This window comes from candidate division WOR-3 bacterium (assembly GCA_039801085.1).
GTDB lineage: Bacteria > Hydrothermota > Tepidihabitantia > Tepidihabitantales > Tepidihabitantaceae > JAOABP01.
Genome location: JBDRTY010000003.1, coordinates 90,372 through 106,150, shown reverse-complemented (window position 1 = coordinate 106,150; position 15,779 = coordinate 90,372). Strand labels below are relative to the sequence as shown.

The following is a 15,779-nucleotide window of genomic DNA, read 5'->3' as shown; positions in this document are numbered from 1 at the left end:
ATCTCCTACTCCGGGAAACGGTAGCCGCAGCGGGTGCAGAATTGAGCACCGGGCTCGCGGCGTGCACCACACTGCGGACAGGTGGCTCTGCCGGCGGCAATTCTGAGGCGGACAGGTGTCTTTGCCCGGACCTTTGCGCCTGATTTCGGTTCCACGCCGATAACCCGGCCGATTTCAACTTCATCGCTGTACTCACTTGCGATAATTATACTATCCAGCCCGGTGGCACGCAACAGTTTCTCAGCTTCAGCACGGTTCAGTCCGGTGACTGAGGGGATTTCAATCATGCCGGTACTCAGTCGGATTTGGACCACTGTGCCCTTTCGTACTCTGGAACCGGGCTTGGGGTTCTGCTCGGCAACAAGACCGATTGGCAGGGGTCCATCCTTGTCCGGTCCCAGTGCGAAGCGTAAACCGGCTGACTCGATGTTTTCGCGGGCGTCCGACTCGGTCTGACCGATAACCTCGGGAACAGAAATCTTTCCGCCGCTACTTAAAACAAAGAAAAGTGCTGCACCAGCGGCAATCACGAGGAGAAGAGAGATGATGAGCACAGGGATTCTGCCTTTTTCTTTATGGGCAGGATGTACGGGTTGTGTTTGGGCTGCTGCCGGCGCCGGACGCGGTGGCGCCATCGTTCGGGGTGGTGCAGTGCGCTCGGGCTGTGAAGCAGCTGGGCGCTGAGGTGCTAATCTGGTTTTAACCGGACCAGCGGTTTCTGGAGCCGACGCAGGGGGCGGAGGTGCCGGACGTTCAGTCTCTCTGGGCGTCAAAGCGTTGAGTGCGTTTCGAAATTCACGGGCTGACTGGAACCGGCGCGCAGGGTCTTTTTCCAGAGCGCGGAGAATGATTTTCTCCAGATCCGCTGGCAGATCCGGTTTTACTGTGCTGGGTGGGGGGGGAGGCTGACTGATATGAGCCTGAATCAGTTCTGCGCCCAGTTCGGCGTCAAACGGCGGCCTGCCGGTAGCAGCCTCATAAAGCACGACGCCGAGAGAATAGAGATCAGCACGGGCATCAATCGGCTGTTTCTGTGCCTTTTCCGGGGAAATGTAGCGGGCGGTGCCAATTTTTGATACCCCGTAGTCAATCAGCCGCCATACGCGTTCCTCCACCTGGACGATTTTTTTCGGTTTGATATCTCCATGGAGATGCCCCTGGCTGTGCGCCTTCTCCAGATCCTCCAGTACCGAACTGAACAGCGGAATCAGTTCTCCGGGCGGCAGAACCCGACGCTGGGCAAGCAGATCCGCCAGTGTCAGCGCTCGCGCCATGGTTCAATCATATCATAACATCAGGCGGCGTCAACAGTTAGCGTTTCAGTGCAGTGTGCCCGACGGAGTAGATGATTCGCGTTTGAGCCGCTGGCGGGCAAGCGGGGCGTATAGTGAAGTCGGGTATTCCTGAATCAGCTGTTCGGCGATACGCTGCGCCCGGTCAGTATCATTAAGTCCGGTCTGACAAATCTCCAGCTGCCGGAACAGTGCCGCCGGTGCCAACTCCCCCCGGGGAAAGGTTTTTATCAGCGTATCAAGCACTGCAATTGCGGATTGATACTGGTGCTGGCGGGAAAAAATTTTGCTGGTGATGATCAGCGCCTGCTGGGCTGTAAGTTCATCTCCTGACCGGAGCCGGGCTGCCTGCCGGTATGCCTCCTGGTAGTTACCGGTCTCAAGGGTGAACATGATCGCTGCCAGCTCCCTTCGGGAACTGCTCAGGGTCAGAATGTTCAGTTCCAGCAAATCGTTGAAGAGCGGGCTGTCGCCATACCGCCGGCTGAACTCTGCGATTGCGGGTGCGAGTGAATCGAACTTCTCCTGATAGAGCAGAATTTTAGTTCGCAGAAAAAGGATTTGATCATCAGGCGGATTAAGCTGGTCAAGAAAATTAAGGGCGCTGTCCAGCTGACCGCTGCCGATGAACGCAGCCACCAGACCGAGCCGGGCGTTCCGGTCATTCGGACGCAGGCGGAGCAGGCGACGGTAAACTGCGGCGGCAGTCCTGAAGTCGTTTTTTTCCTGACGCAGCAGTTCGGCATATTCAAACAGCCCGTCCGGGGTCGTGTCCGACTGGAGCAGTTTGAGCGCAGTTTCCGTCTTGCCCTGAAACCGGAGCGTACGGGCGGCATCTGCCAGCCTGCCGAGCTGCTGGTAGATAATGAGTGCCGCCTGATACTGGCCAGCCTGTTCCCATTCGCGGGCCAGCTGATGCAGTTCGGTTCCGCTTAGAATCCCGGCCTGATGTGCGTTCAGCAGTTCCCGGGCGGCATCGTTTTCTCGGTCGGCACCCAGAAGTAGCTGTGTCCGGGCACGCACGCGCAGCAACGGGTTACGGATTTTGTCCAGCTCTGCCAGCAGATTCTGACGCCCGGCTTTTCTGCCCCAGATGCGCAGTCGATCAAGGTTTTGGAGAATATACCGTGTAACGTCCGACTGCAGGCTGGTGTCGGTATTGACAAGCTGAACAATCAGAGTGGCAGCAGCATTGAACCTGCCCATTTGTTCGTAGAGGGTGAGCAACCGGTCGGTAAGCTGGGGATTGAACCGGTTTGTTACCTGTGGTTCAAGATAGCGGGTGGCAAGTGCGTATTCGTGAACGCGAATTAAGAGATCAGCTGCAGCCATCACCCGGTCGGGCGCCGAACTCAGAAGCCGTTCGAGCCGGCTGATGGCTTCAGAGCGGCGCCGGAGTCCGAACAGGGCTTCGATAATCCCCAGTTCAATATCCGGCTGATTGCGGGCAACCGGTTTCAGTCTTTCGAGCACAACCAGCAGGGTATCAAATTTCTTCAGGCTGACGCCGGTGCGGACCAGCCCGGCAATTGCCGGTCCCTGTTCCGGGTTTTTCTCCAGTGCCTGAAGATAAAGCTTAAAGGCAGTTTCGATCTGGCCTGCCTGTTCCAGCTGCTGGGCTTGAAAAAGCTCCTGGGCAGCAACCGCACTTAATGATATTGGCAAAAGGAACAGAATTCGGACAATTGTACTCATGGAGCCTCCTGAAGCAGCATTTCAAAATAGGAGCGGATCAGCGGTTCATATTCTGCCGGAAAGCCCTGCTTCAGTGCCCGGAGGAGCTCTTGCCGCAGACGCCGGTTCCGTTCACCCAGGTCTTCAGGCAGGCGGGCAGCATCTGCTGGCTGATAAGGCTGAGCACGTTGTGCCTCCCGTTCCTCTCTGAATCCCTGCTGTCGCAGGCTGCGCTGGACATCAAGCAGTCTGGTGACTATGCCCTGCTGCCGCTCAATCAGTCTGCGGTCCACCTGCAGTTCCGCCAGCGAACGTTCGATTCCCTTCATCTCTTCAACCAGACCTTCCAGCATTCCGGTCAACCCGGGTTTTTCTCCGCCCAGCGACCCGAGCAGATCCTCGAGCTGCTGGCGCAGCGCCTGCTGCCGGGAAAGAAGTTGCATCAGCTGTTCCTGTTGCTGAGGGGAGAGTCCGGCTGCCGGGATCGGTATCGGCAGCCCGGACATTCCCGCATTGATTGCCAACTGTTCGGCGGTCATCCGGGAAAGCTGTTCCAGCAGGTTCTGCAGTCCGCCTGCCAAACCTCCACCCTGCCGGGCGGCGCTTCCTGCCTGAAGCAGCTGGGCGATTGCCCGGTTCAGGCTCTGCCGTGCCTGCCGCATCGAAGCTGCCAGACCGTAACTCGTGCCGCCCGCTGCCTGCTCGCCCGCGGTGCGCATGCTGTTGAGTGCCCGTGCCAGTTCCTGGCTGACCGTGGGGGGAACACTCAGAGTTTGGCCCGTCAGACCGGCGATGCTCTCCGCAGCTATTTTCACCGCTTCCAGCAGTGCCTGTTCTGCCGGCGCAATTTCGTTCGGTGATATGCCGTGCTGAAGTGCCTGTTCCAGCCGTTCCTGCTCCGCGGAGATGGTCAGAAGGCCGGTGGTGTAGGTGAAAATTTGACGGGTAATCGCCTCGGACCTTGATTTTTTCAAACTGGAGCTCAGCCGGTTCAATTCCTCTGCCAGTTCCTTCAGACTCCGGTTCAGCTGTTCGCTCTTTTTCGCCGCGTCCGCTTTCGCGCCGGCATTCAGCTGGCGGGCAAGACTGCGGGCAAGCCCAGAAAGATTTTTCTGTGCCAGCTGTTCATTCAGCCGATGAAGCGATTCGGCAACCGCCGGCTCGGAGAAATTCCGGCTCAGTTCCTCAAGGCCGTTAATCATGCTGTCAATGCCGGCACTGATCTGCTCCTGGTTCCGGCCCAGCGATTCCGCGGGCTGAGCCGGTAAATTACGGGTGAGTTGATCCTGCCGGCGGGCAAGCTCTTCTGCCTGACGCGCCAGTGCCTCCAGTTTAATTTCCTCCGTCATCCGCCTGAGCAGTTCAAGGGCCCGTTCAATTCCGGTTTTCAGGCGTTGCTGTTCGGACTGCAACTGCTCGAGCACCGGGCGCAGAGAGCCGGGTTCCTGCTGGAGTTTCCGGCTGAGTTCGCGCAGTGCCTGCTGCAGATTTTCCGGGATCAGCCGGGAGAGGAGTTCCTGCAGCTGGGTCAGCCGTTCGAGCGTTTCCGGGTCCCAGCTCATCCCTTCCAAAAGATCGGTGCTGGTGCGGGCGATTTCCTCCTGCAGCCGGTCAATTTCTGACAGGAGTGCATTCTGTTCCCGGGCGATTCGGTCCAGCTGTTTCTTTTCCTCCCAGGAGAGTTCCCGGCGTCTTTTCAGATCTTCGGTCAGGCGCGTCAGTTCGGCGCCGAGTTTTGCCTGTTCGGTCTGGAGCGGTTCAAGTTCATTAATCGTCGCTGAAGTCTGTTCCACCGCCTGGGAATAGATTTCGGTCATGGTCGGAAAGCGGATGGTGAAGATGGCGCTGGTGCCGGACTTGGGACCGGAGACCAGGTCATTGTCAACCGCCCGGACATAGTAGTGCAGGACCTCACCGGGCAGCAGACTGATACCCGACAGATCCCAAAGATATAAGACGGTATCCTCACGTGCGCCCTGAGGTCGTTTGAGCAGTAGTTTCCGGTTGAGCGTGTCCTTGCCGTAATGAAGCCAGATGGCAGTGAGTCCGAAATCGTCAAGAGAATTGATGCCCAGCGGCACCTGCATCTTCAGCGGCAGGTCGATATCTCTCCCCGGGAGAAAGATGTTGACCAGCGGTGGTTCGTCACTGAGTTTCCGGATATGAAACTGCAGGGCGGGTTGAAATGGTTCTGACATGGTGGCAAGTTCAAGAATACCGGCGGCGTCCTCGAGGACGGTGAAGCGGGCACAGATTTGCTGTGGTTCAGCAGGGTTCATTAGCACCGGCAGGGTTTCAGCACCAATGAGGAGCCGTGCCCGGCGGATCGGGGCACTTGCAATCCCGGTCAGTTCCACTTGGGTGCCGGCAAGCAGGGTGAGTTCGGGACCGGTGAGCCGGACCGGTGGCAGTCCGGTATATTCGGGCGGATAACCGGTAAAGATGACATTTTTCAGCACTACCGGTTCCGGGGTCCGGATTGTATACCATCCGCAAGTTTTTCCCAGCAGCCGGAACCGGTAATTGATTCTGCTTCTGACAGTAACCGGCAGTGTGCACCGGTCCGAGACCAGTTTCAGGTGCAGACGCTGGACCGGTGCGTCCGGCTGCATCAGTTCCAGCGTGATGGTCCGGAAGATACCGGCAGGTTCAACCGCACAGCCAATCGTTATCGCAGTATTAGGAGTTACGGTTGTGTCCCCCGGAGTCACCTGCAGCCGGATGCGGTTTCCAGCCGGCGCGAAGGCATTGATGAGACCGAACCGTGCCGGGGCAGAGAATGTGAAAATGTAGAAAACAAACAGGCTCACGCCCGCGAGGGCAAAGATTGCCGACCATTTCCACCGGTAAACGGGTACGACCGATTCCAGGTTGAGATGTGCTGTCTGCACCCGGATCTGTTCAACCGCTGCATCCCGGAGTTCGAGCGAGTAGTTTTCGGCTCCGGGCTGATAACGGGCAAGCTCAATTGCGGCAACCAGCCGGTTCCTTAATTCCGGGAAGTGCTGCTCCAGCTGATAACCGATACTCCGGATGTCAGCCCGGCGCAGCCAGCGCCAGCCAAGAAACAGAACCGGGAACAAAATCAGCATCAGCAGCCAGGCGGAAAGGAAGAGCCCGCTGATCAGGATGAGCAGTATGGCTGCTGTTCCGGTTGCAACGCCCAGCAGGGCGGCGGTGGTGACGAAAATTGTGCGGTTGCGGATGCGGGCGATGCGTCGAATCGGTTCTGATTTCATCAGTAATAAATAATAACCCCGCTTCGGCAAAAGGCAATTGTCACAAAAGGTCAATCCTTGCCAGTTTCCGATATCCGGGTTAAAATACCGTATGGACCAGCTGCAGATTGAGCGCCGGGTCACGATCGCCGGCATGGTGCTGAACATCCTCCTGAGCGGTGGCAAGATCCTGGCGGGTATTATTGCCCGCTCCAGTGCGATTATTGCTGACGGGTTGCACAGTTTTTCGGATCTGGCAAGTGATATCATGGTGCTGTGGGGTATCCGGGCAGCGAAGATGCCGCCAGATGAGGATCACCACTATGGTCATTTCCGTTATGAGGCGGTGACCGCGCTGCTGGTCGGGGTGCTGCTTTGCGGTGCCGCCCTGTTTATCGCTGGAGAGGCGATTTACACTATCAGCCAGCGGCACGGGGGGGTGCGTAACTGGTTGCCGTTTTATATGGCGATCAGTTCCATTGTTACCAAGGAACTGCTCTACTGGTGGACGCGGGCGGTCGGCAGGAAATTCAACAACCCGGCGATCATCGCCAATGCCTGGCACCACCGTTCCGATGCCTTTTCTTCCATTGCTGCCGCTGCAGGTATTGCCGGGGCGCTGATCGGGGGTGAGCGCTGGTCATTTCTTGACCACCTGACTGCGGTCCTGCTGGCATCATTTCTGATCTTCATCGGGGTCAGGATCGTTCGTGATGCCTGGTACCGGCTCTGCGATCAGGCACCAGGATCTGATACTCAGCAGCAGATGAAGAATACGATTCGGGCGATTCCCGGGGTCCGGGGTTTTCACGCCTTCCGTGCCCGGCATGCCGGTGCGGGCAACAGGATAGAAATGGATGTGCACATTCAGGTGGATCCTTCAATTTCCGTCCAGCAGGGACACGAAATTGCCAGTCAGGTGGAACAGGAAATCCGGCGCACCAATCCGGATGTAACCAATATTGTTGTTCATATTGAGCCGGAGGAGGGAAAAGAGGATTGAAAAGCTCCGACACTGCTACCTTCAGAATATCCGGCATTTACCGTTGAACAATTCAATCAGCCATTTTTAACGCCGGCGGGTGATCACTTGTCTGGGTTTTTTCTGATTTTACAAGTTAAATTCTTATCTTGACTTTGAAATTAAGCGATTAAAATGAGGATTATAGCTGGCTGCACAGTTTGAGATTTTATAACAAAAAGGAGGTTTAATGAAAAGGTTGCTGGCTGCCGGCATGGCTGCGTTAATTTTTTTTATTGGCTGTGGGGATAAAGAGCCTCCGGAAGTTTCCCTGATCCAGCCGGTGAGTGGTGATACTGTCAGTGGAACAGTCGCAATTACAGCTGAGGCAACAGATAATAAGGGAGTGGCAAAAGTGGAATTTTATGTTGATAATATTCTTGTCGGAACCGACCCATCTTCCCCCTATTCGCACGATTGGAATACAGCGGCATTACAGGATAACTCCCAGCACAATATTTATGCCAAGGCATTTGACCGGGCAAACAATCAGGGGACATCGGCAGTGATCACAGTAGTTGTGCTTAATCCGCCCGAGACTCCCGCTACTCCTTGGGGTCCGGCAAGTGGTTACCGGGGTTCTCAGTATACTTATGAGTTTTATACCCGTGCTGCTGATCCAGGAGGACAGGGTGTAGCGGTAAGATTTTCCTGGGGTGATGGCGATACCTCTGCCTGGAGTTCTTATCAGGTCAGCGGGGATACGATCGCCATGACCCATTCTTATTTATCGACCGGAACTTTCAGTGTCACTGCCCAGGCAAAGGATGTGAATGGTGCGATATCGGGGTGGTCCGGGGCGCATCAAATTACCGTTACCGCAGGTTCAAGTCAGGCGCCTTATGCGCCGACGGTCAACGGACCGGCAAGTGGCAACCCCGATGTTTCCTATAATTTTGACGCAAGCTCAACCGATCCCGATAATGAACCGGTTTCAATCAGATTTGCTTGGGGCGACGGCGATACCTCGAACTGGAGCAGTTATGTGTCAAGCGGATCGCCAATAACAATGGCGCACGTTTATTCCGGTACCGGTTCCTACAATATCACTGCTCAGGCAAGGGATATCCATGGTCTGAGATCGCCGTGGTCTGCCCCGCATCAGATTTTGATTTACACCGGCGGTGCCAATAATCCGCCCAATACTCCGATCCTGACCGGTCCGGCGAGCGGTTATGTTACTCTTGTCCAGACATTTTCCGCAACCGCTACCGACCCTGAAGGACAGAATATCTCAATCCGGTTTGCTTGGGGCGATGGAGATACATCAGACTGGAGCCCTTATGTTGCCAGTGGCGGCACAGTTCAGGATACGCATACTTATACTGCTACCGGAACATTCTCGGTCCGGGCTCAGGCACGGGATATTCAAGGTGCGACATCAGGCTGGTCAAGTCCGAACTCCATCAATATCACCGAGGGAATAGTGATTAAGCGACCTAATGGTGGCGAGACTTACCTTGCGGATGAAGATTACCCTATCCACTGGAACTGGTATGGAGGTTTTCCCACGGTAAAGATTGAATATTCTACCGATGGCGGATCCTCCTGGACAACGATTGTTTCCAACACTGAAAACGACGGCTGTTATCACTGGCGTGTCCCCTACACGAGTTCAACATTTTCCAGTTGTCGGGTCCGGGTAAGCCATCCGACAAATTTAAACATCTACGATATCAGTGATGCGAACTTTACCATTGCCCGTGACACCATTTCGGTGGTCATGCCCAACGGCGGGGAAAATTACTATGTCGGCGAATACTATCCGGTCTTCTGGAACTGGACCGGGAACTTCGCCGATGTAAGTATTGACTATTCGACTGATAACGGGAGCTCCTGGACTCCGGTCATCACATCCACGACCAATGACGGCGCTTACGCCTGGCATGTTGACAATACACCCGCTGCTACTGCTCTAATCCGGGTAAGGAATCAGAGTGACGCGGCTCTCAATGATGAGAGCAATGCCAACTTCACAATTGCCCGGCCGGTGTTCAGGATTACAAGGCCTAACGGTGGCGAAACATACCGGAGCGGCAAGCATTTTCCAATTCACTGGGACTGGACTGGTAATGCCAGCACGGTAACCATTGCCTACTCGACTGACGGGGGCACAACTTGGACCAATATTGTAACCGGGGCAACCAATGACGGTTCGTATAACTGGACAGTGCCGAATGTGAATTCAGCAAACTGCCGGATCAAGGTTGTAAGTTCTCAGGACCCGGCTGCATACGATATCAGCGATAATGACTTTACTATTACCACTGCCCAGGTTTCTGATACGATACAGGTCACATCACCAGCCTCCAACGACAACTGGATACTGGGACGGGATTATTATGTCACCTGGACTGGAACGTTTTCCGGAACGGTGCGTATTGACTACTCCACCGATGGGGGAGCTTCGTGGAATCCCATTACTTCCAGCACCAGCGGCGGTTATTATCTCTGGTCGATTAACGGCGATTTCTCCAGCAGTAACTGCAAGATAAAGATTACCAGCACAGCCAATCCCACGATCTATGACGAAAGCGAAACCTTTACCATCAGCCGTCAGACAATCACAGTTACCGCACCCAGGGCAAATGATAGCTGGCAGAGCGGCAAGGACTATTACATCACCTGGGACTGGACCGGTGACTTTTCCACTGCCCGGATTGATTATTCAACCGATAATGGTTCCTCCTGGAATCCAATTACTTCCGCGACCCAAAATGACGGCTATTATCTATGGTCTTTGTCAGATGCTATTACGGGGAGTGACTGCCAGGTCCGGGTAGGTGTTGCCGGTACCGACAACTTCGGTGTGAGTGGGAAATTTACCATTGCACCTCAGACGATAAGGGTTACTTCGCCTTTCAATGGAGATATCTGGTATGCAGGACGGAGTTATTACATCACCTGGGACTGGACCGGTGACTTTTCCACTGCCCGGATTGATTATTCAACCGACGGTGGTGCCACCTGGAATCAGATCGCTGCCAGCACCGGGAATTACGGTTATTATCGCTGGAGCGTGCCCAATGTATCAAGCTCCAATTGCCGGATCAGAATTGCCAATGCCCAGAATATCAATGCCTACGGTTTAAGCCCGGTGTTTGAGATCCGGGGCGGTGCCGGACGGCATTGAAAAACTGCCCTCAGGTGCCGAGGATCAGTTTATGCGTTAGTTGAGCTGCAAAGGTGACAAGGGAAGGAGACCGGTTTAGGCAGGTGAAGTCACCCCTCCGCTTATCTTGCTTGACCTGATAACGGATAGGGATAATCTTAAATAGCTATGAGCAGTGATTCACCGTTTCTTGAGCTGTGCCGTAAGCGGCGGTCGGTGCGCCGGTTTGCGGACCGACCGGTGGAGCGGGAGAAACTGTTTCTGGCACTGGAGGCGGCACGGCTCGCACCTTCAGCGGACAATTTTCAGCCCTGGCGGTTTGTCGTATTTGATGAGCCGGAAAAGAAGCAGGCGCTGGCCGATGCGGTGTTCAAGGGTGTCTTTGCCGCCTCCAGCCGTTTTGCCCGGGCACCGGTGCTGGTGGCGCTGCTGATCCGGGAGAATGTTATTGTCAACCGGGTGGCAGGCGGTATCGCCGGCAATCAGTTTCAGCTGATTGATGCCGGTATTGCGGGAGAGCATTTTGTCCTTGCCTGCGCCGAGCAGGGGCTCGGGACCTGCTGGATCGGCTGGTTTGACTCCCGGGCGTTGTTGCGTCACCTGGGGCTGAGACGGGGTTATCGGGCGGTGGCGCTGTTTGCGGTCGGGTATCCGGCAGATGAAAATCAGGAGCGTATCCCGCGGCGCAAACGGCTCGAGGAGATCGCCTTTTTCAACCGGGCGCCAGAGTGACGGAATATCAAAAAATGCGAAAAGAGGGGACGCAATGGGTGATATGAAAAAAAGGGTGCTGGTCCTGGAGGGCAGTCCGCGCCGGGGAAATACGGCACTCGTGACCGACTGGGTGCTGGAAGGACTGGGTAAAAAAGGGGTGGAGGTCCGGCGGGTGCGGGTGTGCGAGCTGAATATCGCCGGCTGCCAGGAGTGCTTCGGTTGCCGGGCGGAGAAGAGGAGTGCCGGCTGTCAGCAGGATGATGACATGCTGGAGCTTTATGATCTGATCGTCGATGCCGACCTGGTGATCTGGACGAGTCCGATCTTCTGCTGGGGAGTAACGAGTCAGCTCAAGGCGGTGGTGGATCGCTGTTTTGCTCTGCTCAATGGGGAGAGTCTGCTCAAGAGTTCAAACTGGGCGCTGATTCTGACCGCGGGCGGGGATCACTATGACGGTGCGGATCTGGCGGTTGAGATGTTCCGACGGCTGGCTGAATTCGGCAAGGCGAACTATTTAGGGCAGCTGGTGGTTCCCAGCTGTTCCGAACCGGGGGTGTTGAAAAGACGGCAGGAGGTTATTGAGTCTGCCCGGCGCTTTGGCCGGGACCTGCGCAGTCAGATAATCGGCTGAAGGTACCGGCGTTGCTGCTGACGGTTCTTCTCCTGGCACTGGAAACAGTGCACCCCGGCGCGGTCAATGGTGTGGTCCGGGATGCCAAGACGGGCGAACCGCTTGCCTATGCCAATGTGGAGCTGCAGGGGACCGGGCTGGGTACGGTAACCAATGCAAGTGGATATTACTATCTGGGTGGAGTCGATCCTGGTTCTTATCAGCTGATAATTTCCTATATCGGGTTTCAGACGCTGCGCCAGCCGGTTTCGGTCCGGGAGGGACAGGTGAGCACGGTGAATGCGGAGCTGATACCGGAGCCGGTAAAACTGGGTGAGGTCAAGGTAACTGCCGCCCGGGCACGGTTTGAGCGGGAGGCGGTGGTTTCAACTCAGCGACTGGACACCCGGCAGCTGGTCCTCCTGCCGAAGCTGGGCGGGGAAGTGGATATCATCCGGAGTGTTCAACTCCTGCCGGGTGTGATCACCGTCTCCGATTTTTCGAACAAACTCTACATCCGCGGCGGGTCACCAGATCAGAATCTGATTCTGCTGGACGGAATTACCGTCTACAATCCGTCCCACCTTTTTGGGGTTTTTTCGCCGTTTGTGCCGGAGGCGGTGAGTGATGTGCAACTGCTGGCGGGCGGATTTCCGGCGAAATACGGCTCCCGGTTAAGTTCGGTGCTTGATGTAACCACCCGGGAAGGAAACTCCCGTTCCTACAGTGGTGAGGGGTCGGTTTCAATGATTGCGGCAAAAGGGATAGTTGAAGGTCCGATCCCTCAGGGCTCATTTCTTTTTGCCGGCAGGCGGACCTATCTGCCGGATCTGCTCCTCAAGGCTTTTGGTGTGCCCGGACTGAATTATTATTTTTATGATCTGATGGGGAAGGTTAATTATCATCTGAATCCGGATCACCGGCTGAGCCTTGCCGGGCTGGGTGCCGAGGATGTGCTTTCCTTCTGGGATCCGGCTCAGCCCGATGCGTTCAAGTCCCGGCTCACCTGGGGCAACCGTGGTGTGGCGCTGAGGCTGACCAGCATCTGGACGCCGGTGATTTACGGTGATTTGCTGGCTGCCTGGAGCAGTTTCTTTTCGGATTTCTCGGTCAAGTTTCAGGATGCGGGTGATGTGAAAATGAAGGGTGATCTTACAACCTACCAGTTGAAAGCCGACTTCACCGGTTACCTCCATGACCGGCATACCCTGGGTTTTGGTGCTGATCTGCAGAAGAACAGTGTCGGGCTCAAGGTGCAGTTTGATACGATCCGTTTCGCTCCCCGGGATACGCTGGTGCCTCTGGCAGTTTATCTTGAAGATCAGTGGGAGCTGATTTCCAAACGGCTGATGGTCCGGCCCGGACTGCGGTTTGCCTGGTATTCCAAGGGTAAACGGTTTGAGCCCGAACCCCGCCTGGGGACAAAACTGTTTCTGGGTAAAAATACCGCCTGGAATACGGCGCTGGGCAGATACACCCAGCCGCTGGTGACGCTCAATTCCACTGAGGCGATTTTTTCCATCTATGATGTCTGGGTGCCGGTGCGGGCGAACCGCAAGCTCCCTGCTGCCTGGCATTACATCACCGGGGTCGAACACTGGCTCAGGGATGATCTGACACTGCAGGTTGAGGCGTATTACAAGGATTACCGGCATCTGCTGGAGGCACGCTACGGTGAGGTGTTCACCCCGCCGGACTCACTGCTTGATGCCCGTGGTTATTCACTCGGTGCAGAACTGCTGGTCAAGAAAACCGCGGGCCGGGTCAATGGCTGGCTCGCCTATTCCTGGATGTGGACCAGGAGGGAGGCGGACGGTGAAACCTATTATCCTCATTATGACCGCCGGCACAGTCTGAACCTGGTGCTTAACTTTCCGGCAGTTCTTTTGGGGTATGATCTCAGTCTGCGCTGGACACTGGGCACCGGCCTGCCCTATGCCGGGATTGCCGGTTTTTATTACCGGACGATTGAGCGGCCCGGGGGTCCGGCAGAAAGACAGCTGGAGCTGATTTACAGTGACCGGGATGCCTTCCGGTATCCGGCATATCACCGGCTGGATCTCAGTCTGAGCCGGACCGGCAGGCTGGGCAGGTTTGAGGCTTCGGTATTTCTGGATATCATCAATCTTTATAATGCCCGGAATGTTCTGCTATATTACTGGGACACCGCTGCAGATGGCAGACCGGTGCGCCATCAGGTCAGTATGCTACCAACCCTGCCGACACTGGGTATCAGGATGAAATTCTGATGAACCGGACCATAACTGTTCTCCTGGCCGCGCTGATTGCCGGGTTTGTCGCCTGTGAGCTGACACCGGAGCAGCCGTTTACACCGCAACTGGTTGTGCATGCCCGGCTGCAGAGCGGTAATGGTGTTGTCCGGGTCCTTGTCAATCGCTCCTACCGGCTGGAGGAGAGTTACAACCCTGAATTCACCGGTGCGCAGGTGCGGATATTCAGTCGTGAGGATACGATGAATTTTGAATATGTTGCCGGCGACTCCTATCAGACGCGGGGTCCGGTGCCGGTCGCAGAGCAGGACACCTGGTTCCTTGAGGTGGCAAAACCCGGATTTGACACGGTGCGGGGCAGGACGATCGTGCCGGCCGGGTTTGAAATTGTTTTTCCCCGGGCGGGTGATACGGTTACGGTCCGGGACTCGATGGTCTGGAGCCGGAGCCGGGGCAGTAAGGGGTATTATCTCTCCTTCCGGCAGATTGCGGCGCAGGATACATTCTATATTGATGCCCTGATTCCCAATGACTCCTTTGATGTCAGTTATGATTCACTTTTTGTTCGAATTCCGGATATGCTGTTTCTGATGCTGGTTGCACCGCCACCTGATTCCCCGCCGGCATTGTGCACCCTGCGGGTCTGGGCGCTGGACACCAATTACTACGACTGGGTGTCCGGGGCAGCCGGAATGAATCCGCTTAAACCCGGCCGGTTGAGTGGCGGTCTCGGGGTTTACGGGTCGGCGGTTGAACGGCTGGTACCGGTCTGGGTTCTGCCGGATACCGGTGCGTCCTTGCGGACCGGACGCTGAAATTCCGGTTTTTCCTCTTGACTTTGCCCAAATCTGCAGTTATGATAACCTGCTATGCCAAAAACATACAGTGAGATTGAAAACTGGATTCTGGCCGAGGTGAATCCGGTTCTTTCCAACAGTGTTGACCAGACCTATGAACGGCTGGTGCGGATCCGGGAACGGATGCCGGTAATTGATGTGCCTCAGGATCTGAACCGGGAGGAGGATTTCCGCGAGGAGGCGGTCGTCCGGGAGCTGGCGCTCTATTTTCAGGGGTGTGAGCGGGTGCTGGATGTCGGGTGCGGTGATGGCTGGCCCGTGCTGCGGCTGGCAACTCACCTGCCTCAGGTCACCGGTATAGATGCTTCCACGCGCCGGATCGCAGTCGCCACCGAAAATGCCCGGCGTATGGGACTGAAGAATGTTACCCTGAAGCAGATGTCAGCTACCGAGCTTGGTTTCGAAGACAATACCTTTGACGGGGTGGTTGCGGTAAATGTCGTGGAGCAGACACCGGAACCCTATCAGGTGCTGCGTGAGATTTACCGGGTGCTCAAGCCTGGCGGCAGACTCAAAATTTACTTCGAGGCTGGTAACAATACTGAGAAAGGGACAACGGAACGGGTTTTTCTTACCGAAACCGATATCTCGCTCGGCTATCATTATGTCCTGCGGCATCACCGTCCTCCCTGGGAGCGGAACTATCTGATTGAGTTTACGCCGACCCCGGAAATGAAGGAGGAGTTCCGGCGTCTGCAGGAGCTGATTGACCGGCTCGGTCCGGTGCCGGCGCAGGTCCCTGAGCTCGGCCTGGAATTTCTGACGCGCAACCGGAGCGGAATCAAGGGCGGGACCTGGTACGAGATTGAGCATTTTACGAGCGAGACGATGCGCGACACAGTAGAGGAGGTCGGTTTTACCGATGTCCGGATTGTCTATTCTGCCGGCACACTTGCGCGGCGCTTCCAGCCGCAGATTGCCGAACAGGGGCTGTCGCCGGTTCAGCTGCAGGCGGTCTGTCAGGGGCTGGCGGTAGTGAGTGCCGAAATCAACGCTCCGTCAGCCGCTGATGAACCGGTGGTGGCGGTAAAACCCGAAAGGGGGTAGGTA

General features: G+C 56.0%; 10 protein-coding genes. 7 read left to right on the top strand and 3 right to left on the bottom strand.

Features of this window, described 5'->3' with window-relative positions; translation table 11 throughout:
• Positions 1-5: 5 nt before the first annotated feature.
• From ABIK48_07320 to ABIK48_07310, 3 genes are read right to left on the bottom strand one after another with little or no spacing between them, the layout of a single operon-like run.
• Positions 6-1,274 (bottom strand): PASTA domain-containing protein, encoded by a 1,269-nt coding sequence (locus ABIK48_07320; GenBank protein MEO0021963.1) that lies wholly within the window; start codon positions 1,272-1,274, stop codon positions 6-8.
• 45 nt (positions 1,275-1,319) lie between these two features.
• Entirely contained in the window at positions 1,320-2,987 is a 1,668-nt protein-coding gene (locus ABIK48_07315; protein MEO0021962.1) for a tetratricopeptide repeat protein, read from the bottom strand.
• Complete coding sequence (locus ABIK48_07310; protein ID MEO0021961.1) at positions 2,984-6,205, bottom strand: DUF4175 family protein; 3,222 nt, start codon at positions 6,203-6,205, stop codon at positions 2,984-2,986. The genes ABIK48_07315 and ABIK48_07310 overlap by 4 nt, the downstream gene beginning before the upstream one ends.
• A gap of 91 nt (positions 6,206-6,296) precedes the next feature.
• Here ABIK48_07310 and ABIK48_07305 point away from each other — a divergent pair, with 91 nt between their 5' ends.
• The 7 genes from ABIK48_07305 to ABIK48_07275 all read left to right on the top strand — a co-directional run bounded on the left by ABIK48_07305 (position 6,297) and on the right by ABIK48_07275 (position 15,776).
• Positions 6,297-7,187, top strand: a complete 891-nt coding sequence (locus ABIK48_07305; protein MEO0021960.1) for a cation diffusion facilitator family transporter — start codon at positions 6,297-6,299, stop codon at positions 7,185-7,187.
• A 208-nt stretch (positions 7,188-7,395) separates the two neighbouring features.
• A complete protein-coding gene (locus ABIK48_07300; GenBank protein MEO0021959.1) occupies positions 7,396-10,338 on the top strand; it encodes an Ig-like domain-containing protein in 2,943 nt (980 codons plus the stop codon).
• A 147-nt stretch (positions 10,339-10,485) separates the two neighbouring features.
• A complete protein-coding gene (locus tag ABIK48_07295) occupies positions 10,486-11,049 on the top strand; it encodes a nitroreductase family protein (GenBank protein ID MEO0021958.1) in 564 nt (187 codons plus the stop codon).
• 43 nt (positions 11,050-11,092) lie between these two features.
• Positions 11,093-11,662 (top strand): flavodoxin family protein, encoded by a 570-nt coding sequence (locus ABIK48_07290; GenBank protein MEO0021957.1) that lies wholly within the window; start codon positions 11,093-11,095, stop codon positions 11,660-11,662.
• Positions 11,663-11,673: 11 nt separating this feature from the next.
• Positions 11,674-13,890 (top strand): TonB-dependent receptor, encoded by a 2,217-nt coding sequence (locus ABIK48_07285; protein ID MEO0021956.1) that lies wholly within the window; start codon positions 11,674-11,676, stop codon positions 13,888-13,890.
• Positions 13,890-14,687, top strand: coding sequence for a DUF4249 family protein (locus ABIK48_07280; protein MEO0021955.1), 798 nt, complete (start codon positions 13,890-13,892; stop codon positions 14,685-14,687). The genes ABIK48_07285 and ABIK48_07280 overlap by 1 nt, the downstream gene beginning before the upstream one ends.
• A 54-nt stretch (positions 14,688-14,741) precedes the next feature.
• Positions 14,742-15,776 carry a class I SAM-dependent methyltransferase gene (locus ABIK48_07275; protein ID MEO0021954.1) on the top strand — a complete coding sequence of 345 codons (1,035 nt, stop codon included), beginning with the start codon at positions 14,742-14,744 and terminating at the stop codon, positions 15,774-15,776.
• Positions 15,777-15,779 lie beyond the last annotated feature (3 nt).

Bases quoted from the DNA above. Each gene is read 5' to 3' on its own strand.
- ABIK48_07320 (MEO0021963.1), bottom strand. From the start codon at position 1,274: ATGGCGCGAGCGCTGACACTGGCGGATCTGCTTGCCCAGCGTCGGGTT.
- ABIK48_07315 (MEO0021962.1), bottom strand. From the start codon at position 2,987: ATGAGTACAATTGTCCGAATTCTGTTCCTTTTGCCAATATCATTAAGT.
- ABIK48_07310 (MEO0021961.1), bottom strand. From the start codon at position 6,205: ATGAAATCAGAACCGATTCGACGCATCGCCCGCATCCGCAACCGCACA.
- ABIK48_07305 (MEO0021960.1), top strand. From the start codon at position 6,297: ATGGACCAGCTGCAGATTGAGCGCCGGGTCACGATCGCCGGCATGGTG.
- ABIK48_07300 (MEO0021959.1), top strand. From the start codon at position 7,396: ATGAAAAGGTTGCTGGCTGCCGGCATGGCTGCGTTAATTTTTTTTATT.
- ABIK48_07295 (MEO0021958.1), top strand. From the start codon at position 10,486: ATGAGCAGTGATTCACCGTTTCTTGAGCTGTGCCGTAAGCGGCGGTCG.
- ABIK48_07290 (MEO0021957.1), top strand. From the start codon at position 11,093: ATGAAAAAAAGGGTGCTGGTCCTGGAGGGCAGTCCGCGCCGGGGAAAT.
- ABIK48_07280 (MEO0021955.1), top strand. From the start codon at position 13,890: ATGAACCGGACCATAACTGTTCTCCTGGCCGCGCTGATTGCCGGGTTT.
- ABIK48_07275 (MEO0021954.1), top strand. From the start codon at position 14,742: ATGCCAAAAACATACAGTGAGATTGAAAACTGGATTCTGGCCGAGGTG.